At 70.6% G+C, this 19,051-nt stretch carries 17 protein-coding genes and 1 riboswitch; of the genes, 6 read left to right on the top strand and 11 right to left on the bottom strand.

Translation table 11 applies throughout. The features are described from left to right. Position 1: 1 nt before the first annotated feature. Both ACRAQ3_RS14330 and mnmD read right to left on the bottom strand, forming a co-directional pair. The gene (locus tag ACRAQ3_RS14330; protein WP_432255070.1) at positions 2-868 is read right to left on the bottom strand and encodes a DMT family transporter; all 867 of its coding nucleotides are present in this window, start codon (positions 866-868) and stop codon (positions 2-4) included. Continuing rightward, a complete protein-coding gene (mnmD, locus tag ACRAQ3_RS14325; RefSeq protein WP_432255069.1) occupies positions 868-1,545 on the bottom strand; it encodes a tRNA (5-methylaminomethyl-2-thiouridine)(34)-methyltransferase MnmD in 678 nt (225 codons plus the stop codon). Before mnmD ends, ACRAQ3_RS14330 begins: the two co-directional genes overlap by 1 nt. Positions 1,546-1,593: 48 nt before the next feature. Between mnmD and ACRAQ3_RS14320 the strand changes: the two genes are divergently transcribed. The 3 genes from ACRAQ3_RS14320 to ACRAQ3_RS14310 all read left to right on the top strand — a co-directional run bounded on the left by ACRAQ3_RS14320 (position 1,594) and on the right by ACRAQ3_RS14310 (position 5,844). Continuing rightward, on the top strand, positions 1,594-2,640 hold the full coding sequence (locus ACRAQ3_RS14320; protein WP_432255068.1) for an NAD(P)/FAD-dependent oxidoreductase: 1,047 nt from the start codon (positions 1,594-1,596) through the stop codon (positions 2,638-2,640). Between the two features lie 73 nt (positions 2,641-2,713). Continuing rightward, positions 2,714-4,339: a thiamine pyrophosphate-binding protein gene (locus ACRAQ3_RS14315; RefSeq protein WP_432256300.1), complete on the top strand. Its 1,626-nt coding sequence runs from the start codon at positions 2,714-2,716 to the stop codon at positions 4,337-4,339. 119 nt (positions 4,340-4,458) lie between these two features. Then, complete coding sequence (locus ACRAQ3_RS14310; RefSeq protein WP_269397495.1) at positions 4,459-5,844, top strand: HWE histidine kinase domain-containing protein; 1,386 nt, start codon at positions 4,459-4,461, stop codon at positions 5,842-5,844. Here ACRAQ3_RS14310 and cobO read toward each other — a convergent pair. From cobO to cobN, 5 genes are read right to left on the bottom strand one after another with little or no spacing between them, the layout of a single operon-like run. Continuing rightward, a complete protein-coding gene (cobO, locus tag ACRAQ3_RS14305; RefSeq protein ID WP_432255067.1) occupies positions 5,841-6,449 on the bottom strand; it encodes a cob(I)yrinic acid a,c-diamide adenosyltransferase in 609 nt (202 codons plus the stop codon). The genes ACRAQ3_RS14310 and cobO overlap by 4 nt on opposite strands. A gap of 57 nt (positions 6,450-6,506) precedes the next feature. Next, entirely contained in the window at positions 6,507-7,244 is a 738-nt protein-coding gene (locus tag ACRAQ3_RS14300) for an LrgB family protein (protein ID WP_432255066.1), read from the bottom strand. Beyond that, a complete protein-coding gene (locus tag ACRAQ3_RS14295) occupies positions 7,241-7,591 on the bottom strand; it encodes a CidA/LrgA family protein (RefSeq protein WP_269397498.1) in 351 nt (116 codons plus the stop codon). Before ACRAQ3_RS14295 ends, ACRAQ3_RS14300 begins: the two co-directional genes overlap by 4 nt. Continuing rightward, positions 7,588-8,232, bottom strand: coding sequence for a nucleotidyltransferase family protein (locus tag ACRAQ3_RS14290; protein ID WP_432255065.1), 645 nt, complete (start codon positions 8,230-8,232; stop codon positions 7,588-7,590). Before ACRAQ3_RS14290 ends, ACRAQ3_RS14295 begins: the two co-directional genes overlap by 4 nt. Next, on the bottom strand, positions 8,229-11,924 hold the full coding sequence (cobN, locus tag ACRAQ3_RS14285; protein WP_432255064.1) for a cobaltochelatase subunit CobN: 3,696 nt from the start codon (positions 11,922-11,924) through the stop codon (positions 8,229-8,231). Before cobN ends, ACRAQ3_RS14290 begins: the two co-directional genes overlap by 4 nt. A gap of 78 nt (positions 11,925-12,002) precedes the next feature. Here cobN and ACRAQ3_RS14280 point away from each other — a divergent pair, with 78 nt between their 5' ends. Continuing rightward, positions 12,003-12,185 carry a hypothetical protein gene (locus tag ACRAQ3_RS14280; RefSeq protein ID WP_269397501.1) on the top strand — a complete coding sequence of 61 codons (183 nt, stop codon included), beginning with the start codon at positions 12,003-12,005 and terminating at the stop codon, positions 12,183-12,185. A gap of 2 nt (positions 12,186-12,187) precedes the next feature. Here the strand turns inward: ACRAQ3_RS14280 and ACRAQ3_RS14275 are convergent, their stop codons facing one another. After that, entirely contained in the window at positions 12,188-12,640 is a 453-nt protein-coding gene (locus tag ACRAQ3_RS14275) for a GNAT family N-acetyltransferase (protein ID WP_432255063.1), read from the bottom strand. Continuing rightward, entirely contained in the window at positions 12,637-13,701 is a 1,065-nt protein-coding gene (gene cobW / locus ACRAQ3_RS14270) for a cobalamin biosynthesis protein CobW (RefSeq protein WP_432255062.1), read from the bottom strand. Before cobW ends, ACRAQ3_RS14275 begins: the two co-directional genes overlap by 4 nt. 45 nt (positions 13,702-13,746) lie before the next feature. Here cobW and ACRAQ3_RS14265 point away from each other — a divergent pair, with 45 nt between their 5' ends. After that, on the top strand, positions 13,747-14,076 hold the full coding sequence (locus tag ACRAQ3_RS14265; protein WP_269397504.1) for a DUF1636 family protein: 330 nt from the start codon (positions 13,747-13,749) through the stop codon (positions 14,074-14,076). Here the strand turns inward: ACRAQ3_RS14265 and ACRAQ3_RS14260 are convergent. After that, the gene (locus ACRAQ3_RS14260) at positions 14,073-14,750 is read right to left on the bottom strand and encodes a CbtA family protein (protein ID WP_432255061.1); all 678 of its coding nucleotides are present in this window, start codon (positions 14,748-14,750) and stop codon (positions 14,073-14,075) included. The genes ACRAQ3_RS14265 and ACRAQ3_RS14260 overlap by 4 nt on opposite strands. A 10-nt stretch (positions 14,751-14,760) precedes the next feature. Beyond that, positions 14,761-14,931 (bottom strand): CbtB domain-containing protein, encoded by a 171-nt coding sequence (locus tag ACRAQ3_RS14255; protein ID WP_432255060.1) that lies wholly within the window; start codon positions 14,929-14,931, stop codon positions 14,761-14,763. A 35-nt stretch (positions 14,932-14,966) separates the two neighbouring features. Continuing rightward, a riboswitch (cobalamin riboswitch) is annotated at positions 14,967-15,189 on the bottom strand. Positions 15,190-15,352: 163 nt separating this feature from the next. Between ACRAQ3_RS14255 and ACRAQ3_RS14250 the strand changes: the two genes are divergently transcribed. Next, a complete protein-coding gene (locus tag ACRAQ3_RS14250; protein WP_432255059.1) occupies positions 15,353-18,808 on the top strand; it encodes a chromosome segregation SMC family protein in 3,456 nt (1,151 codons plus the stop codon). Positions 18,809-19,051: the final 243 nt, after the last annotated feature.

Raw genomic sequence — 19,051 nt, 5'->3', positions numbered from 1 at the left:
TCTAGGCCGCCTTGCGGTGGGTGCGGATCAGCGTGAACACGCCCGCGCCCACCACGATCGCGGCGCCCAACGCCACGTTGGGCGCAAGCGTCTCGCCAAAGGCCAAGAGCCCCAGCGACGCCGCGAAAGGCAACTGCAGATAGGCGAAGGGCTGCACCGCGCCGGCCTCGGCCACCTCGTAGGTCTTGATCAGCAGGAAATGCCCGCCCGCGCCGGTCACGCACAAAAGCGCCATCACGGCCCAGTCCCAGCCCTGCATCGGCTCCCAGTTGGGCAGGCCGATGACGGTCATCAGCACGGCCCCGGTCACGCCGGTCCAGAAAAAGCTCGTCGCCGCCGTGTCGCGCCGCGCGACGTAGCGGGTGAGCAGCCCGTAGAGCGCGAACATCACCGCCGCCACCAGCGGGAACAGGGCCGCCGGCGCGAAGACCCCGAGACCGGGCTGCAGGATCACCAGCACGCCGACGAAACCGATGCCGATGGCGACCCAGCGCCGCCAGCCGACGCTTTCGCTCAGCACCGGCCCCGACAGCGCCGCGATCAGCAGCGGGTAGACCGCGAAGATCGCGTGGCTCTCGACCAGACCCAGATGCACGAAACCGATCACCATGACGCAGATTTCGCCCGCGAGCAGCAGCCCGCGCCCGATCTGCAGGAGCGGCTGCGATGTGTTCGCGGCAGCGCGGATCGAGCCCTTCTGCCGCCGCGCGATGGCGATGACGAAGGCGGCGAAGAACCAGTAGCGGATCATCACCACCATGAAGACGCTGTAATGCTCGGCCAGATAGCGCGAGATCCCGTCCTGCATCGCGAAGACGAAGGTGGTGATCGTCATCAGCAGGATGCCGAGGCGGTTGTCGTTGCGCATCAGGCGGGCTTTCTGGCGATGGTCATGTGGCGCTTGCGCCCGTAGCCCGGCGCCCGCTCGACCTCGAGCCCGGCCGCCGCCAGCGCCCGGCGCACATGGCCCGCGGCGGTATAGCTGGCCAGCGTGCCGCCCGGGGCGGTATGCGACGCCACCTCGGCCAGGAGCGCCTCGCCCCAAAGCTCGGGGTTCTTGGCGGGGGCGAAGCCGTCGAGAAACCAGGCATCGGCGCGGCCGTCCTGTCGCGGCAGCGTCTCGCGCGCGTCGCCCACGACGATTTCGAGCGTGACCGCCTCCCCGAAGCGATGCGGCCCCGGCCCGCTCTCCAGCGCCGCGACGAGCCAATCGGCGCGCGCCGCGAGGGCCGGGAAGGCGGTCAGGGCCCGGGCGGTGTCGGCGGGCGACATCGGAAAGGCCTCGAAGCTGGTGAAACGCAGCGTGCCGCGCCCGCCCGCCATCTCCCACGCCTCCCATGCGGTGAGGAAGTTGAGCCCGGTGCCGAAGCCGGTCTCCATGATCCGGAAATCGCCGCCGAAGCGCTCCGGCAGGCCATTGCCCGCCAGAAAGACGTGGCGGGTCTCGGCGAGCCCGTCATGGATCGAGAAATAGGGATCGTCGAAACGGGTCGAGACCGGCACCCGGTCGTCCCGCCAGTCGATCTCCGCCCGCTGGTCGTTCATGCGCGTCTGCCCTAGGTTGCGGCCTCGTGATGACGGGGGCGGTGGGCGATGGCAAGCGTGGATCTGACGGTGATGGGCGCCGGGGCCTGGGGGCTCGCGGTCGCGGTGGCCTGCGCCCGGCGCGGGGCGCATGTACGGGTGATCGATCCCCACGGCCCGGCGGCGGGCGCCTCCGGTGGCATCGTCGGCGCGCTGGCCCCGCACGTGCCGGAGCAATGGAACGAGAAGAAGGCGTTCCAGCTGGAGGCGCTCCTGATGGCCGAGGATTACTGGGCCGACATCGCCCGGCTGTCCGGCGCCGATCCCGGTTATGCCCGCACCGGTCGGCTGCAACCGCTGGCCGATGCGGCGGCGGTGGCGCGGGCCGAGGAGCGGGCGCGCGGCGCCGATGATCTGTGGCAGGGCCGAGCGGAATGGCGCGTGATCGCGGCGCCGGGGGGCGACTGGACGCCCGCCAGCCCCTCGGGGCGGCTGGTGCATGACACGCTCACCGCGCGGCTGCATCCGCGCCATGCGACGCTGGCGCTGGCGCGCGCGCTCGAGGTGCTGGGCGGCGAGATCACGCGCGAGGGTTTGCCCGAGGGGCCGGTGATCTGGGCCACCGGCGTTGCCGGGCTAGACGAGATGTCGGCACTGGCGGGCAAGGCGGCGGGGACCGGCGTGAAGGGGCAGGCGGCGCTGTTGCGGCCGCGTGGTTTCGATGCGAGCGACGCGCCGCAGATCTTTGCCGACGGGCTGCACGCGGTGCCGCATGCTGATGGCACGGTAGGGATCGGCTCGACCTCGGAGCGCGACTACGACGACGGCGCCGCCACCGATGCGCAGCTCGACGCGCTGGTAGCGCGGGCGCGTGGGCTCTGTCCGGCGCTGGCCGAGGCCGAGGTGGTGGAGCGCTGGGCCGGGGTTCGGCCGCGGACCCGCTCCCGCGCGCCGATGCTGGGCCCGCATCCATTTCGCGAGAACGCCTTCATCGCCAATGGCGGGTTCAAGATCGGCTTCGGCCTCGCGCCGCTGGTGGGCGAGGTCCTGGCCGATCTGGTGCTGGAAGGCACCGACCGCATTCCCGAGGGCTTCCGCCCCGAGGCGAGCCTCTGACCGACCGATCCGCGCCACCTTGCCCGCCAGCCTCGGGGCGGTCATGTTCGGCCCCGCAACGGGGGAGGCGATGATGCGGCACGGCGGACGGATTCTGGTGGAGCAGCTTTCGAGGCTGGGGGTCGAGCGGGTGTTCTCGGTGCCGGGCGAAAGCTTTCTCGCCGTGCTCGACGGGCTGCATGACGGCGCCATCGCCAACGTGGTCTGCCGCCACGAGGGCGGGGCGGCGATGATGGCCGAGGCGCATGGCAAGCTGACTGGCCGGCCCGGCGTCGCCTTCGTCACGCGCGGCCCCGGCGCCACCAACGCCTCTGCCGGGGTGCATGTGGCGCGGCAGGACAGCACGCCGATGGTGCTCTTCGTGGGGCAGATCGCGCGGAGCGACCGCGACCGCGAGGCGTTCCAGGAGGTGGATTACCGCGCCATGTTCGGCGGCCTCGCCAAATGGGTGGCCGAGATCGACGACACCGCGCGCATTCCCGAATATGTCGGTCGCGCCTTCGAGGTTGCGATGTCGGGCCGCCCCGGCCCGGTGGTGCTGGCGCTGCCCGAGGACGTGCTCTCGGGACATGCGGAGACACCGGATCTCGGACCCGCGCCGGAGCGGCTGGCGCCCGATCTCTCGGGGGCGGCGGGGCGGATCATGGCGCGACTGGCCCGGGCCGAACGCCCGCTCGTGGTGGTGGGCGGGCCGCATTGGTCGCAGGCCGCCGCCGCCGATCTGGCCCGCTTCGCCGAAAATCAGGGCCTGCCCGTGGCGGCGGGGTTCCGGCGGCAGGACTACATGGACAACCGCCATTCCCACTATGCCGGGGATCTGAATGTCGGGGTGAATCCAAGGCTCGCCGAGCGCGTCCGCACGGCCGACGCCATTCTCGCGATCGGCACGCGACTGGGGGATATCGAGACGCAGGGCTATACGCTGCTCAGCCCCGCGGGCGACGACAAGACGCTGATCCATGTCCATTCCGATCCGGACGAGATCGGCCGGGTCTGGCGACCCGAGCTGGCGGCCGTGGCTCCGGCGCCCGCGATGATCTCGGCGCTGGCCGCGCTCGATCCCTGCGGCGCCGACTGGTCCGGCTGGACCCGGGACGCGCGCGCGGATTACGAGGGCTGGCTCGCGCCGAAGGAGACCCCCGGCGCGGTGAAGCTGGAACGGGTCATCGGCTGGCTTTCGGAGAACCTGCCCGAGGACGCGATCCTGACCAATGGTGCCGGCAACTACGCGGGCTGGCTGCATCGCTATTTCCGGTTCAAGGGGTTCCGGACCCAACTCGCACCGACGTCGGGCTCGATGGGATACGGCTTTCCGGCGGCGATCGCGGCGGCGCTGGCGCATCCGGGGCGCGCGGTGGTCTGCCTCGCGGGCGATGGCTGCTTCCAGATGACGCTGAACGAGATGTCGACGGCGCTGCAGCATGGCGCGGCGCCGATCGTGATCGTCGTCAACAACGGCCGCTATGGCACGATCCGCATGCATCAGGAGCGGCATTTTCCCGGCCGCGTCTCCGGCACGGCGCTGGCCAATCCCGATTTCGCGGAGTTCGCGCGGGCCTATGGCGGGCATGGCGAGGTGGTGGAGCGGGACGCCGATTTCCCGGCGGCCTTCGAGCGGGCGCGCGAGAGCGGGCGTCCGGCGGTGATCGAGCTGCGGGTCGATCCGGCGGCGCTCTCGACCGGGCAGGTGCTGGATTGAGGCCGATTCAGGCTTGGTACGGCGGCGCACGAAATGCGAACCACCAACAACTTGCGGTTCAATTGCAATACCCCGACATATAGGTCGGAATGATGAGTAGCGAGAGACCGACAGCGGGAATGGAAGACGTAACGGATCTGACAGCTGGCGCTGATCATCTGCGGCTGGTTCTGGCCGTGGGCGAAATCGGTGTCTGGGATCTCGACGTGACGACCGGCAAGGCCTGGCGCAGCCTGCGTCACGATCAGATCTTCGGCTACGACAAGCAGCTTCCGTCCTGGAGCTACGAGGATTTCCTGTCCCATGTGGTGGAGGAAGACCGGGCCCGGGTCGACGAGGCCTATGGCACGGCGCTGGCCGAAAAACGCAACTGGTCCTTCGACTGCCGGATCCTGCGCGCCGACGGCAAGCTGCGCTGGATCGCCGCCCATGGCCGCCACGTGGTCGATCCGCATAACGGGCACGAGCGGATCATCGGCCATGTCCTCGACATCACCGAGAGCAAGGAAGCCGAGGAGCGCCTGCGTCTCGTCACCTCCGAGCTGAACCACCGCACCCGCAACATGCTGTCGGTTCTGCAGGGCATGGTGCGGATGTCGGCGCGGCGCGCGAGCAGCGTGGCCGATCTCGAACGCAGCCTGCTGGGCCGGATGGAGGCGCTGTCGCGCAGCCATGCGCTGACGGTGCAGCTGTCGGAGAGTGCGCTCAGGATCTGGGACGTGATCAACAGCGCCGTCTCGCCCTTCGCGCCCGAGCCGGATCGTTTTTCGGTCAGCGGCGCCACCGACGCGACGCTGGCGCCGAAGATCGCCGAGAGCCTGTCGCTGGCGCTCTATGAGCTGACCACCAACGCGATCAAGTACGGCGCGCTCAGCACCGGCGAGGGGCGGGTGTCGGTCAATGTCTCGCGGCTCGCACCGGGGCGGGCACAGGTCGTCTGGCGCGAAACCGGCGGGCCGCGCGTCTCGCCGCCGGCGCAAAGGGGGTTCGGTTCGACCCTGCTGCGCTCGATCCTGCGCGCCGAGGAAGGCGAGGTGCGGATCGATTTCGCCGAGACGGGCGTGGTCTGCGTCATCGAATTGCCGGTGGGCCACGACGTCGCCGAGAGCGAACGGGCGACCCATGGCGAAGGACAGCTCGACGGTCGCCGGGTGATGGTGGTCGAGGACGAGTTCCTGATCGCGATTTCGCTCGAAATGGCGCTGGGCGAACAGGGGGCGCTGGTCGAGGGGCCCTATACCCGGCTCGACGAGGCGCAGAAGGCGGTGTCGAGCCGGCCCGATGCGGCGGTGCTCGACGTCCGGCTCGGCTCGGAATCGAGCCTGCCACTGGCGCGCGATCTCGCGGGCCTGGGGGTGCCGCTGCTGTTCGTCACCGGCAATGTCGACGGCGAGGAGCTCAAGCAGGAGTTCCCCGAGGCCCAGGTTCTGTCCAAGCCGGTGAGCGAGGACCGGGTGGTGGCCGAGCTGAAGCGGCTGATCGAACGCCGCTCCGTGGCGCGCTAGAACTCGACGCCGATCTGCGCCTTGATGCCCGAGCGGAACGGGTGCTTCACCAGTTCCATCTCGGTCACCAGGTCCGCGGCCTTGATCAGGTCCTCATGCGCGTTGCGCCCGGTGAGCACGACATGGGTCATGCGCGGCTTTTCCTCGCGCAGGAAGGTCACGACCTCCTTGATGTCGAGATATTCGTAGCGCAGCGCGATGTTGATCTCGTCGAGCAGCACCATGCGGTTTTCCGGGTCGCGGATCAGCTCCTTGGCCTTTTCCCAGGCCGCCTGCGCCATCTCGGTGTCGCGGGTGCGGTCCTGCGTCTCCCAGGTGAAGCCCTCGCCCATGGTGTGGAACTGGCAGACATCCGAGAAACGCTCGAGGATCAGGTCGCGCTCGCCGGTGGACATGCCGCCCTTGATGAACTGCACCACGGCGCATTGCATCTCGTGCGCGATGCAGCGGAAGATCATCCCGAAGGCGGCCGAAGACTTGCCCTTGCCCTTGCCGGTATGGACGATCACGAGACCCTTCTCGTCGGTCTTGGTGGCCATGATCTTGTCGCGCGCGGCCTTCTTCTTGGCCATCTTCATTGCGTGGCGGTCGGTGTCGTCGGTCATCACATGGCTCCTCTTCGGGGCGACAGACTGCGCCAGAGCCGGTCGCTCCGCAACCCGTCAGCCGGTCAGCCAGACGACCAGCCAGGGCGCGAGCAGCGGCGCGATCAACGCCGTCAGCAGCGCGTTCAGCCCCATGCCTATGCCCGCGAAGGCGCCCGCCGTCTCGTTGACCTGGAACGCCCGCGCGGTGCCGATGCCATGCGCCGCCACGCCCACGGCGAGGCCGCGCGCGCGCCAGTCGCGGATCCGGAACAGGTTCAAGAGCGGCGTCGCGACGACGGCACCGGTGATGCCGGTGATGATCACCAGTACCGCCGTCAGGTTCGGCGCGCCGCCGATCGTCTCGGACACGCCGAGCGCCACGGGTGCGGTCACCGATTTCGGCGCCAGCGACAACAGCGTCTCGCCCCTGAGCCCGAAGGCCGCGCCGATGGCCACCGCCGTGACCAGCGCGGTGACCGAACCCGCCGCCAGCGCTGCCAGCATCGGCCAGAGGGCCGAGCGGATGAGCCTGAGATTGGCATAAAGGGGCACGGCCAGTGCGACAGTTGCAGGGCCGAGCATGAAATGCACGAACTGCGCGCCCTCGAAATAACTTTGATAGGGCGTGCCGGTGACGCGCAGCAGCAGCGCCAGCAGCGCCACCGCGACCAGCACCGGGTTCACCAGCGGCCTGCGCCCGGCGCGACGGAACGCCAGATCGCCCAAGCCATAGGCCACCAGCGTCGCGGTCAGCCACAACAGCGGGTCCTGGCGCAGATAGGTCCAGATTTCGGCGGGATCGGCAGGGGTCATTCCGAGGCCCCGCTGAGCCGCGCCACGGCGAGGAACACGTAGACGCCTGCGAGGATCGCCGCGACGGTTGAGAGCAGCAGCGCCGCGATCAGCGCCACGCCGTCGCGGCCCAGCGTGTCGAGATGCCCGACCACGCCGACACCGGCCGGCACGAACAGCAGCGACAGATGCGCGAGCAGCGCCGAGGTCGTCGGGGCGATCCGCTCGGCCAGAGCGGGGCGCAGGATCAGCGCCGCGAAGAGCAGCGCCATGCCGATCACCGGGCCGGGCACGGGCAGGCCGAGGCCCCTTGCCGCGATCTCGCCCGCGAGTTGGCAGGCAAGCAGGACGACGAGATTGACGATCATGTGGCCTCCGGGCGGCTTGGGCGGCTCTCGGTCTGGAGCGGGGATGCGGGATATCGAGCTTGCGGGGTCTCCGGCCATGGCTCGATCGTCAGCTCGGGCCAGCATGCCTTCTGCCGTGTCGCCTTGGCCTCGTGCGTCGCGCGGTTCGGCAGGATCGGGTTCGGCACGACCCGCATCGCGAAGACGTTTTCGAGGCCATGGGGCGCATAGATGTCGAAGCCGTCATCGGGGCGCAGCCGCATGCCGACGCAATGCGTGCGCGTCACGAAGTGGTCGATCCCTTCGCGGCTCGACGCGTAATCCGGACAGGCATGGCCGAACCGTTCGCGGTACCACAGCGGCACCCGCGCCTGGTTGCGGATCTCGACCGGCGGCGCGGGGGCGAAGAACGCCGCGGCGCGGCGGATCACGCGGTCCTCGGCCGCCCAGCTCGTGTCGGGGTCGAAATAGAACAGGTCGATATCCTTGACCCCGTGCAGCGCCGGCCGCCCGGTGAGCGCATTCCACACCGCGCCGTAGAGCGCGCCAGAGACGACCCACCAATCGGGCAGGTCGAGCGCGCGAGCCGCACGGAAGGCGGCCATGAGCTCCGGCGTGGCGCGGATGATCCCGACCAGTCGTTCCTCAAGCGCCTCGCTCACCGCAGCGCCTCGATCCGGGCGCGGGCCGAGTTCGAGCGCGGCTGCCACAGCCCTCGGTCGATCGCCTCCTGCAGCCGCTCGGCGATCTCCCTGAGCGCTGGCGGGTTGTGCTCGGCGATGAAGTCGCGCGTGTCCTCGTCGGCTAGCACCGCCTCTTCGACGAGGTCGAAATGGTGGTTCTTCACCGCGCGCGTGGTGGCGGCGAAGGCGAAGAGGTAGTCGACCGTCGCCGCGATCTCGAAGGCGCCCTTGTAGCCGTGGCGCTTCACGCCATCGATCCATTTCGGGTTCACCACGCGGCTTCGCACGACGCGGGCGATCTCTTCGTCGAGGCTGCGGATGACCGGGCGCTCGGGACGCGAATGGTCGTTGTGATAGATCGGACGCTCGCGGCCCTGAAGGCTCGCGACGGCCGCCGCCGCGCCGCCCTCGAACTGGTAGTAATCGTCCGAATCGAGGATGTCGTGCTCGCGGTTGTCCTGGTTCTGCACGATGGCCTCGACCTGTCCGAGCCTTGCGGCGAACCCGTCGCGGTCGGCCGCGCCCTCCTGTCCCGCGCCATAGGCATAGCCGCCCCAATCGAGATAGGCGGCGCCGAGATCGGCGCGCTCCGACCAGATCCGCTCGTCGATCAGGGCCTGAAGGCCGGCCCCGTAAGCGCCGGGCTTCGAGCCATAGACCCGCGCCGCGCTCTCGCCCGCGCGCACCCGCGCCGCGGCCGGGTTGGTCTCCTCGGGCTCGTCGAGCGCCTGCACGGCGCGGGACGCGCTGTCGACCAGGGCCACCAGCTGCGGGAAGGCGTCGCGGAAGAAGCCCGAGATGCGCAAGGTCACGTCGACGCGGGGCCGTCCCAGCACGCCCTCGGGAAGCACCTCGAAACCGGTGACGCGGCGATTGGCGCTGTCCCATGTGGGCTTCACGCCCATCAGGGCCAGCGCCTGCGCGATGTCGTCGCCGCCCGTGCGCATGTTGGCGGTGCCCCAAGCGGTGACCAGCATGCTGCGCGGCCAGTCGCCATGGTCCTGCAGGTGCTTTTCGATCAGCAGGTTCGCCGATTTCCAGCCCAGCGCCCAAGCCGTGGGCGTCGGAACTGCGCGCGCGTCGACGGAGAAGAAGTTGCGCCCCGTCGGCAACACGTCGGGCCGCCCGCGCGTCGGCGCGCCCGACGGGCCGGGCGCCACGGCGCGGCCATCGAGACCGGTGAGCAGGCCAGCGCCTTCAGCCGGGCCGCAGGCGGCGATGGCGGGGCGGAGCTTCGTCTCGATCTCTCCCAGCACGGCGGCGGAGGCGGGGCCGGGGGCAGGGGCCTTGCCGTCGAGCAGGCGCTGGCACAGCTCCTCCAGCCGCTCCACCGTGTCGCCCGCGCTGCGCCACTTGCCCTCGCCCGAGAGCGCGTCGGGGCGCGGGCCAGTCCAGCTTGCCGTCATGTCGCAGTCGAGCGGGTCGAAGCCCAAGCATAGATCATCGGCCAGCGCGCGCAGGATCGAGGCCGCGCCCGTGCCGCGCGGTACCCTTGCCAAGGCGATGGCGAGGTCGCGTTCCTGCCGTCCCTCGGGGCTTTGCCCGAACACGTGCAGCCCGTCGCGGATCTGCGCCTCCTTCAGCTCGCACAGCCACGCGTCGAGCTTGGCGAGATCGGTGTCGGCCTGTCCCGAGAACCCGGCATCCGAGGCCAGACCGGTGGTCTCGGCGAGGCTCAGAATCTCGCGGCGCAGATGGGTGATGCGGCGCGGATCGACGCCCGCGGCCTCGTAATATTCGTCCACCAGCGCTTCGAGATCGCGCAAGGGACCGTAGCTTTCGGCGCGGGTCAGAGGCGGGGTCAGGTGATCGATCACCACCGCCTGCGCGCGCCGCTTGGCCTGCGTGCCCTCGCCGGGATCGTTAACGATGAACGGGTAGAGGTGCGGGGTCGCGCCGAGCGCGATCTCGGGCCAGCAGGTCTCCGACAACGCCACCGCCTTGCCCGGCAGCCATTCGAGATTGCCGTGCTTGCCCATATGCACCACCGCATCCGCGCCCCAGTGATGGCGCAGCCAGAAATGGAAGGCGAGGTAGTGGTGGGGCGGGACGAGATCGGGCGAGTGGTAGGTCTCGGTCGGGTCGATGTTGTAGCCCCGCGCGGGCTGCAGCCCGACCACCGCATTGCCGAACCGGTGCAGCGACAGGGCGAAGCCGCGCCCGGGCCCGCCGTCGGAATTGCGTATTTGGGGAAAGATGAAAGGATCGTCGCCCGGCGGCCCCCAACGGTCGAGGATCTGCTGCTTGGCGGCCCAGGGGAGTTCCGCGAAATGGCGCTCGTACTCTTCGAGCGGCAGCACCTCGCCCCCCTCGCGCGTCGCGCGGTCCGTCAGCCAGTTGGTCGGGCCCGCCATCAGCCGGTCCATCAGCGCCTGCGCGTCCTCGGGCGCGTCCTCGACGGCATAGCCCGCCCCCTGCATCAGCCGCAGCGCGTGCACCGTGGCGGCGGGGGTGTCGAGGCCGACGCCGTTGGCCAGCCGTCCGTCCTTGTTGGGGTAGTTGGCCAGCACCAGCGCCACCTTGCGATCGCAGGCGGGCGTGGCGCGCAGCCTTGCCCAGGCTGCTGCCAGCGCGGCCACGAAGGTGATCCGGTCCGCGCGGGGCTGGTAGGTGGCGACGCGGCATTGGGTCGCCTCGTCGAAGAAAGCCTCGCCCTTGAAGCCGATGGCTCGACTCAGGATCCGTCCGTCGACCTCCGGCAGCGCCACGTTCATCGCGATGTCGCGCGCCGAGAGACCGGTCAGCCCTTCTTCCCAGACCTCCTCGCTGCTGGCCGAGAGCACGATCTGGAATACCGGGGCCTCGTTGGCCGCCGGGGTGGCGAGCGGGTTGGGGGCCGAGGCGTCGCCCGCGCTCGCGCCTCCGGTCGCGAAGGAGGTGGCGTTGAGGATCATCGAAGGCGGCGCGGCCTCCATCAGCCCGGTCAGCGTGTCGCGCGAGACCGGGTCCTTGAGCGAGGCCACGAAGACCGGCATCGGGTTCAGCCCGGCCCGCAGCAGGGCCCGCACCAGCCGGTCGATCGGCGCCAGCTGCGCGCCTTGCAGCAGCGCCCGGTAGAATACGACCGGCACCACCGGGGCATTTTCGGCCCAGGCCTCGCGCAGCCGGTCGAGATCGGCGATGCCGAGGCCGGGCCAGTAGAGACCGGCGCGCAGCAGCGGGCGGGCGGCCTGTGGCGGCTCGGTGCCGTCGAGCATGTGCTTCGCATGGGCGAGGAATGCGGTCGCATTCTCGGGGCCGCCCTCGACGAGGTAGGACCACAGCGCGTCGTAATCCGCAGGTTTCACGGTTGACAGCTCGCGCAGCTCGGGGTCGGGCTTGTCGTCGCCGGGCAGGGCGGCGAAGGGCACGCCCGCCTCGGCCAGCCGCGCGGCGTATTGCACCAGCCCGTATTTCCAGTAGCCTGCGCCGCCGAGCACGCGCGCCACGACGAGGCGCGATCTCGTCGCGCAGTCGTCGAGATGCAGGTCCACCGACATCGGATGCTGCAGATGCATCAGGCTCGCCAGCCGCAGATCGGGCGCGTCGGGCATCGAGGCCCGCGCCGCGCTCAGCGCGGCGAGCTCGGTGTCGGCGGCGGAGATGACGACGAGGTCGCCGGGCGTCTGGCCGAGATCGACGGCCTCGGTGCCGTCGGAGACGGTGCCCGGCGTGGCGGCGAGAAGATGCATGGCGGCCCTTTCGTGAACGCTTGCGAAGCCCCGCGCGTTGGGGCAGGGAACGGCACCCCCCAGTTACAGGAGCGGATGATGGATTACAGCAAGTCGGGCGGGCCTCGTCAGGGCCGCAACGCGCCCAAGCACCGCGAGCACAACGAGCGCGGTACCGAGAAGACCCCCTATGACAAGCGCGACGACAAGGCCGACCTGCTCAAGCGCATGAAGGAAGCGGCTAAGAAGGCCGCCGGGAAGGCGCCCGAGCCCAAGGGCTGAAGTCACAGCCGCTTCTCCATGAAGACGCTCGACCCGTTCTCAGCGTAATCGCCGAACGGGCCCCGCACGGCGAAGCCGTGCCTTGCATAGAGACGATGGGCGGCGGCCAGCTTGTCGCCCGTCTCCAGCCGGATAAGCGGCAGCGCCTCGTCGCGGGCCGTCCGCTCCAGCCGGTCGAGGAGCAAGGCGCCCACGCCGCGACTACGCGCCGCCTCGGCCACGAAGACCGATTTCAGCTCGCCATAGCCCGGTTTCACGTGAAGCGCGCCGCAGCCCAGCGGCGCGTCGTCCTCGTAGGCCGCGAAGAAGCGGATATCGGCGGCGTCGAGCGCCTCGATCGGCAGGAAGTGGTTTTCCTCGGGCGGGTAGAGAGAGCGCATCAGCGCCTGGCTCGCCTCGACCAGCGCGCGCGGACCGGGATCGGTCGCGCGCGCCCGTTTCACGGTGACGCTCACGCCGCCAGCGCGGCCTCGATCGCCGCGCGGTCGAGCCCTGCCTCGCCGATCACCACCAGCCGGGTCTCGCGGGGGTCGGCACCGAAGGGACGGTCGAAATGGGTGTCGACGCGCGGACCCACCGCCTGCAGCGTCAGCCGCATCGGCTTGCCCGTCACCGCGACGAAACCCTTGAGCCGCAGGATGTCATGCGCGCGGATCACCTCGGCGACCTGCGCGGCAAAGGCCTTCGGATCGGTTACCTCGGGCCGCGTCACCACGAAGCTCTCGAACTCGTCATGGCCGTGATGGTGCGCGGCGTCGTGGTGATCGTCGTGCTCGTCGTCGTGATCATGGTGGTGATGCACCTCGTGGCGCGCCTCCATGTCGGCCTCGGCCGCGGCCCCCTGTCCGAGCAGCACCTCGACGGGCAGCGCGCCCATCGCCGCGCGCACCACCTGCACGCCGGTGCGGGCCTCGGATTTGAGCTTCGCGGCCAGCGCCTCGGCTTCCTCCGCGCCCAGGAGGTCGGTCTTGTTGACGACGATCATGTCGGCGGCGGCGATCTGGTCCTCGAACAGCTCCGACAGCGGCGTCTCGTGGTCGAGCCCGTCATCGGCGGCGCGCTGGGCGTCGATCGCGGCGATGTCGTGGGCAAAGCGGCCCTCGGCCACCGCCTTGCCGTCGACCACGGTGACGACGCCGTCGACGGTCACGCGGGTCGAGATGCCGGGCCAGTTGAAGGCGCGGATCAGCGGCTGCGGCAGCGCGAGGCCGGAGGTTTCGATCACGATGTGGTCGACCGGCTCGTCGCGGTCGAGGAGCTTTTCCATGGTCGGGATGAAGTCGTCCGCCACGGTGCAGCAGATGCAGCCATTCGACAGCTCGACCACGTCCTCGTCGCGGCAGCTCTCGATGCCGCAGCCCTTGAGGATGCCACCATCGACGCCGAGATCGCCGAATTCGTTGATCACGAGCGCGATGCGCTTTCCGCGCGCGTTCTCGAGCAGGTGACGGATCAGCGTGGTCTTTCCGGCGCCGAGAAAGCCGGTGACGACGGTGGCGGGGATCTTTGCGGGCATCGGGGTCATCCGTTACTGGTCGGTGCCAAAGCACCGGGGGTGGAAATGGACTGCATCACGATCTGCGCGACCTGCGCTGCGCCGGGGCAGGCGCCACGTGGCGCGGCGCTGGCCGAGGCGGTGGCCGAGGGTCTGCGCGAGGGCTGCGTGCTGCGCCTCGTCGATTGTCTCAATCTGTGCCATTCGCCCGTAGCCCTGTCGATCCGGGGGGCGGGCAAGACGGCCTATCTCTTCTCCGGGGTGGACCCGGCCACGCAAGCGGCCGAGATCCGTGTTCTTGCCGATCTCTATGCCGAGGCGCCCGGCGGCGACATCACCGATGCGCGGCCGCTGGGCGGGCTCAGGCACCGGCTGGTGGGGCGCATTCCGGGCTAGGCCTCGCGCGACCAGATCCAGCCGGCAGCGAGACCGAGGAACGCCCAGGCAGCGGCCGAGACCCCGAGCGCGCGCGCCGAGAACATGGCAGCCAGCTCCGGTGCGGCGCTGCCGAAGTAGCGGTCGAGATGCGGCGCGCCGATCAGATGCGGCACGGCGATCAGCGCCACCCCGCCAGCGAGCCAGGCGGGGCCGCGACCGAAGGCCATCAGCGCGAGGCCCAGCGCGGTCGCGATCACGCAAAAGGCCCACCAGGTCTGGCGCTCGCCGATCTCGGCGGCAAAGGTGCCCGGCAGTTCCGGCGGCAGCCCGAAGGCCGGCGCCAGCGACAGCGCCACGAACCCGCCGAGCCCCCACAACAGCCCGCGCCGCGCATCCACCTCGACGCCGCGCCGGGCCGCGAGCGCGAAGCCCGCCGCCAGCACGAAGCCGAAGCCGATCCAGCCGATAATGTTGATGGCGAGCGTGCCCATATGGCGCCCCATGGCGTCGCCCAGCGGCGGCGCCCCGGCATCCGAGCCGATATGCCCATCCGTGAAATGCGCCCGCGCGCCGGACTCGTAGAGCTCGGCTTCCATCAGGAGGGGCACGACGAACCACAGCTGCAGGAGTGCGGCGAACACGCCTGCGGCCAGGCCGGCGAACAATGCGCTGGCCCCGATCTGTTTCAGCATGATCGTGCGATCAGTGGCAGGGAAAGCCGGTGGCGTGGCGCGAATCATGGGCCACGTCATGCATGCCGCCGGCGTGGCTGAAGCCCGCGGCGAAGATCAGCCCGAGGCCGAACACGGCGGCGAAGGCGATGGTGGCGATCTCGGAAAGCGCGCCCGAGGAAGCGATGGTCTTGGTCGTCATGTCAGTTCTCCTGTCCCGTCCACCCGACGGGGTCCTGGGTTTCATCGTGCAGGGCCGGTCTCCTGGCTCGCGGGTCGTGGCATCCCTCCACCTTCCCGGGATCTCTCCCAGTGGCTTCGAAGGGGCGCTCACCGCTTACAGTCGCGGGGGCGGCTGCGGCCGGGGGCCTCCTGACTGGATCGGCCCCTTCCGCATTCCCGATTTCCTCCCCTCGGGCGCTTCGCGTCGCATCGGGGAACCTTGCACCTTCGTTCTGCGCTGTCGCACCGCCCCGCGTCAAGCGCCAAGCCTTGGTCGAACGGCTCGGCCGTTGCGGGCGAAACGCGGCGGAACCCCGCGCGCAAAGGGCCGCGCGCGTTGACTTCGCGCCCCCCTTTCCCGCATAGGCGCGCGACCACGAGCGCGAACGAGGGCGGCTTTCATGCGATTCTCCCGGCTGCGGCTGAACGGCTTCAAGAGCTTCGTCGACCCGACCGATCTGGTGATCGATGACGGGCTGACCGGCGTGGTCGGGCCCAATGGCTGCGGCAAGTCGAACCTGCTGGAGGCGCTGCGCTGGGTGATGGGCGAGAACCGCCCCACCGCGATGCGCGGCGGCGGCATGGAGGACGTGATCTTCGCTGGCGCCGCGACCCGTCCCGCGCGCAACCACGCCGAGGTGACGCTCTCCATCGACAATGGCGAACGGCTCGCGCCCGCCGCCTTCAACGATTCCGACACGCTGGAGATCGTGCGCCGCATCACCCGCGATCTCGGTTCGGCCTACCGGCTCAACGGCAAGGAAGTCCGCGCCCGCGACGTGCAGATGCTCTTCGCCGACGCCTCGACCGGCTCGCAATCGCCCGCCCTCGTGCGGCAGGGCCAGATCTCTGAGCTGATCAACGCCAAGCCGACCGCGCGTCGCCGCATCCTCGAAGAGGCGGCGGGCATCTCCGGCCTGTACCAGCGCCGCCACGAGGCCGAGCTGAAGCTGCGCGGGGCCGAGCAGAACCTGTCCCGCGTCGACGACGTGGTCGAAAGCCAGGCGGCGCAGCTCGCGACGCTGGCGCGGCAGGCCCGCACGGCGGCGCGCTACCGCGAGATCGGCACGGCGCTGCGCGCGGCCGAGGGCCTGCTGTTGTGGCTGCGCTGGAACGCCTCCGAAACGATGCGCCGCGCCGCTGAGGAAGAACTGCGCGAGATGGCGCAGGCCGCGGCCCGGGCCGACGGGCTCGCTGCCCGCGCGGTCGAGGCGCGCGCCGCCGCCGAGGCCGCGTTGCCGCCCCTGCGCGAGGAGGCGACGATCGCCGCTGCCGTGCTGAACCGCCAGGAGGCCGAGCGGGATCGGCTGCTCGATCAGGAAAAGCGGGCGCGGGGGGCGATCCGGGCCCTTGGTGCGCGGATCGAACAGCTTGACCGCGACATGGAGCGCGAAAGCGTGCTCGACCGCGACGCGGGCGAGACGATGCGCGCGCTCGAGGCCGAGGCGGCGGAGCTGGCACAGGCCGGGCAGGGGCACGAGGCGCGGCTGGCGCAGGTCGAGGCGGTGGCCCGCGAGGCGGGCGAGATCCTGTCCGAGGCAGAGCACGCCCAAGGCCAGCGCACCGAGGACACCGCCCGGCTCGCGGCGCGGCATCAATCGGCGCAGCGGCTGGTGGCGGAGGCCCGGGCCCGCATCGCCAAGAGCGCCGAGGCGGCGACGCAGGCGAAGGCCCAGCTCGACGCCGCAGGCACCGCCGCGTCACAGGCCGAAACCGTGCTGGCTGCGGCCGTCGAGGCCGAGATGCAGGCGAAGGTCGCGGCCGAGGCCGCCGAGGCCGATCTGGCCCGGGCCGAGACGGAGCGCGCGCAGGCGCAATCCGACGAGGCCGAGGCGCGGGCCGCCCGCGCCGGCGTCGAGGGCGAGGCCAAGGCACTGCGCGCCGAGGTTGCCGGTCTGGCGCGCCTGGTCGAGCGCAGCGACGACAAGGGCCAGCAGCTTCTCGACCTGCTGAGGGTCGAGCCGGGCTTCGAAAAGGCGCTGGGCGCGGCGCTGGGCGACGAGTTGAAGGCCCCCTTGGTCGATGCACGCGGCACGACCGGCTGGGCCGAGCTGCCCGGTTACGACGCCGACCAGCCGCTGCCCGAGGACGCCGAGCCTTTGGCGGGCCTCGTCCATGCACCGGGCCTGCTGGGGCGCCGGCTGGCGCAGGTCGGCGTGGTCGCGCGGGATCGGGGCGCGGCGCTGCAGGGCTGCCTGAAGCCCGGCCAGCGCCTGGTCAGCCGCGAGGGCGATCTGTGGCGCTGGGACGGCTACCGCGCCGGGGCCGAGGACGCGCCCTCGGCGGCGGCGCTGCGGCTGGAGCAGATGAACCGACTCGCGGCGCTTCGCGGCGAGTTGGAGGTGATCGAGGCCAAGCTGGAAGAGCTGACCGAGCGCCATGCCGACGCGGCGGCCGCGCTGGAGCGCGCGAAGGAGGTCGATGCCCGCGCCCGCAGCACCCGCCGCGCGGCCGAGACGGCGCTTTCCGAGGCCGCGCGCGCGCTCAGCCGCGCCGAGGGCGAGAAGGGCCGTGCCCAGACCCGCCGCGATGCCGCGAGCGAGGCGATGGGCCGGCATGAGGCCGAGGGCCGCGCCGGACGCGAGGCGCTGGTCGAGGCCGAGGCCGGGCTGCGCGATCTCGATGATCTCGACGCGGCGCGCGAGGCCGTGGAACAGGGCCGCCAGTTGGTCGAGGCGGCGCGGATCACCATGATCACCCGCCGCTCCGAAGCCGACGAGATCCGCCGCAACGGCGAGGCCCGGGCGCGGCGCGCCGAAGCGGTGGCGCGCGAGCTCGAAGGCTGGCGCGAGCGCGCCGAGACCGCGCGGGGCCGGGTCGGCGAGTTGACCGCGCGCCGTAGCGAGACCGAGGCGGAGCTGGAGCGCGCCCGCGAGCGGCCCGAGGCGATCTTTGCCGAGCGGCGCACGCTGGATGCGGGCATTGCCGAGGCCGAGGCGCGGCGCGACGCAGCCGCCGAGGCGCTGCGCACGGCCGAGGGCGCGCTTTCGGATGCGCAGGCCGCCGAACGCGCCGCTGAGCGCGCCGCCTCCGAGGCACGCGAGCGTCGCGCCGCCTCCGAGGCACGCGCCGAGGCCGCCCGCGCCGCCGCGACCCAGGCGGCGGAACGGATCGAGGAGACGCTGGAGACCACGCCCGAGGCGCTGTTCGAAACGCTGGAGATCGGCGCGCTGGCGCCGCCGCCCACCGAGGAGGTCGAGGCCAAGGTCGCGCAGCTGCGCCGTCAGCGCGACGCGCTGGGCTCGGTCAACCTGCGCGCCGAGGAGGATGCCGAGGCGATCCGCACCGAGCATGACGGCCTCGTCGCCGAGAAGGCCGATCTCGAAGAGGCGATCCGTACGCTGCGTCAGGGCATCGGCAGCCTCAACCGCGAGGGGCGCGAGCGGCTGCTTGCGGCCTTCTCACAGGTCAACGAGAACTTCGGCACGCTGTTCACGCATCTGTTCGGCGGCGGCGAGGCGCGGCTGACCCTGGTCGAGAGCGACGACCCGCTCGAAGCCGGGCTCGAGATCCTGTGCCAGCCCCCGGGCAAGAAGCTCTCGGTGCTGTCGCTGCTGTCGGGTGGCGAACAGACCTTGACCGCGCTGGCGCTGATCTTCGCGGTGTTCCTCGCTAATCCGGCGCCGATCTGCGTGCTCGACGAGGTCGACGCACCGCTCGACGACGCCAACGTCACCCGGTTCTGCGACCTGCTCGACGAGATGACCCGCCGCACCGACACCCGTTTCCTGATCATCACCCACCACGCGGTGACGATGGCGCGGATGGACCGGCTCTACGGAGTCACCATGGGCGAACAGGGCGTGAGCCAGCTCGTGTCGGTGGATCTGCGCAAGGCCGAGCAGATGGTCGCCTGACAGGTTGCTTCTAGGACGAAGCAACTCGTGATTGAAGAACCAAACAAGAACACTTGAGATAATTCGCCGTATTTGGCAAGACTTCCTCCTGCCGCGACACTTCGCGGCGAGGGGAGGTGATATGCATTGACCGAAGCCAGCTACCGTAAGTGGATGGTGGTCGTCGCAGTGGCAACGCTGGTGCTGACTGCCGTCCGTCTCTGGGTCGGGAGGTAATCCCGGCAAAGAGAAACCCCGCAGAGC

Source organism: Limimaricola sp. AA108-03 (genome assembly GCF_050847355.1).
In the GTDB taxonomy this organism is placed as follows: domain Bacteria; phylum Pseudomonadota; class Alphaproteobacteria; order Rhodobacterales; family Rhodobacteraceae; genus Limimaricola.
This window is presented reverse-complemented; position numbering and strand designations above follow the sequence as displayed.

Coding starts and splice junctions, on each gene's coding strand:
- cobN (WP_432255064.1), bottom strand. CDS start 11,924: ATGCATCTTCTCGCCGCCACGCCGGGCACCGTCTCCGACGGCACCGAG.
- ACRAQ3_RS14255 (WP_432255060.1), bottom strand. CDS start 14,931: ATGACGACCAAGACCATCGCTTCCTCGGGCGCGCTTTCCGAGATCGCC.
- ACRAQ3_RS14300 (WP_432255066.1), bottom strand. CDS start 7,244: ATGACCCCTGCCGATCCCGCCGAAATCTGGACCTATCTGCGCCAGGAC.
- ACRAQ3_RS14330 (WP_432255070.1), bottom strand. CDS start 868: ATGCGCAACGACAACCGCCTCGGCATCCTGCTGATGACGATCACCACC.
- ACRAQ3_RS14280 (WP_269397501.1), top strand. CDS start 12,003: ATGGATTACAGCAAGTCGGGCGGGCCTCGTCAGGGCCGCAACGCGCCC.
- ACRAQ3_RS14295 (WP_269397498.1), bottom strand. CDS start 7,591: ATGATCGTCAATCTCGTCGTCCTGCTTGCCTGCCAACTCGCGGGCGAG.
- ACRAQ3_RS14265 (WP_269397504.1), top strand. CDS start 13,747: ATGGACTGCATCACGATCTGCGCGACCTGCGCTGCGCCGGGGCAGGCG.
- mnmD (WP_432255069.1), bottom strand. CDS start 1,545: ATGAACGACCAGCGGGCGGAGATCGACTGGCGGGACGACCGGGTGCCG.
- cobW (WP_432255062.1), bottom strand. CDS start 13,701: ATGCCCGCAAAGATCCCCGCCACCGTCGTCACCGGCTTTCTCGGCGCC.
- ACRAQ3_RS14250 (WP_432255059.1), top strand. CDS start 15,353: ATGCGATTCTCCCGGCTGCGGCTGAACGGCTTCAAGAGCTTCGTCGAC.
- cobO (WP_432255067.1), bottom strand. CDS start 6,449: ATGACCGACGACACCGACCGCCACGCAATGAAGATGGCCAAGAAGAAG.
- ACRAQ3_RS14320 (WP_432255068.1), top strand. CDS start 1,594: ATGGCAAGCGTGGATCTGACGGTGATGGGCGCCGGGGCCTGGGGGCTC.
- ACRAQ3_RS14310 (WP_269397495.1), top strand. CDS start 4,459: ATGGAAGACGTAACGGATCTGACAGCTGGCGCTGATCATCTGCGGCTG.
- ACRAQ3_RS14315 (WP_432256300.1), top strand. CDS start 2,714: ATGCGGCACGGCGGACGGATTCTGGTGGAGCAGCTTTCGAGGCTGGGG.
- ACRAQ3_RS14260 (WP_432255061.1), bottom strand. CDS start 14,750: ATGCTGAAACAGATCGGGGCCAGCGCATTGTTCGCCGGCCTGGCCGCA.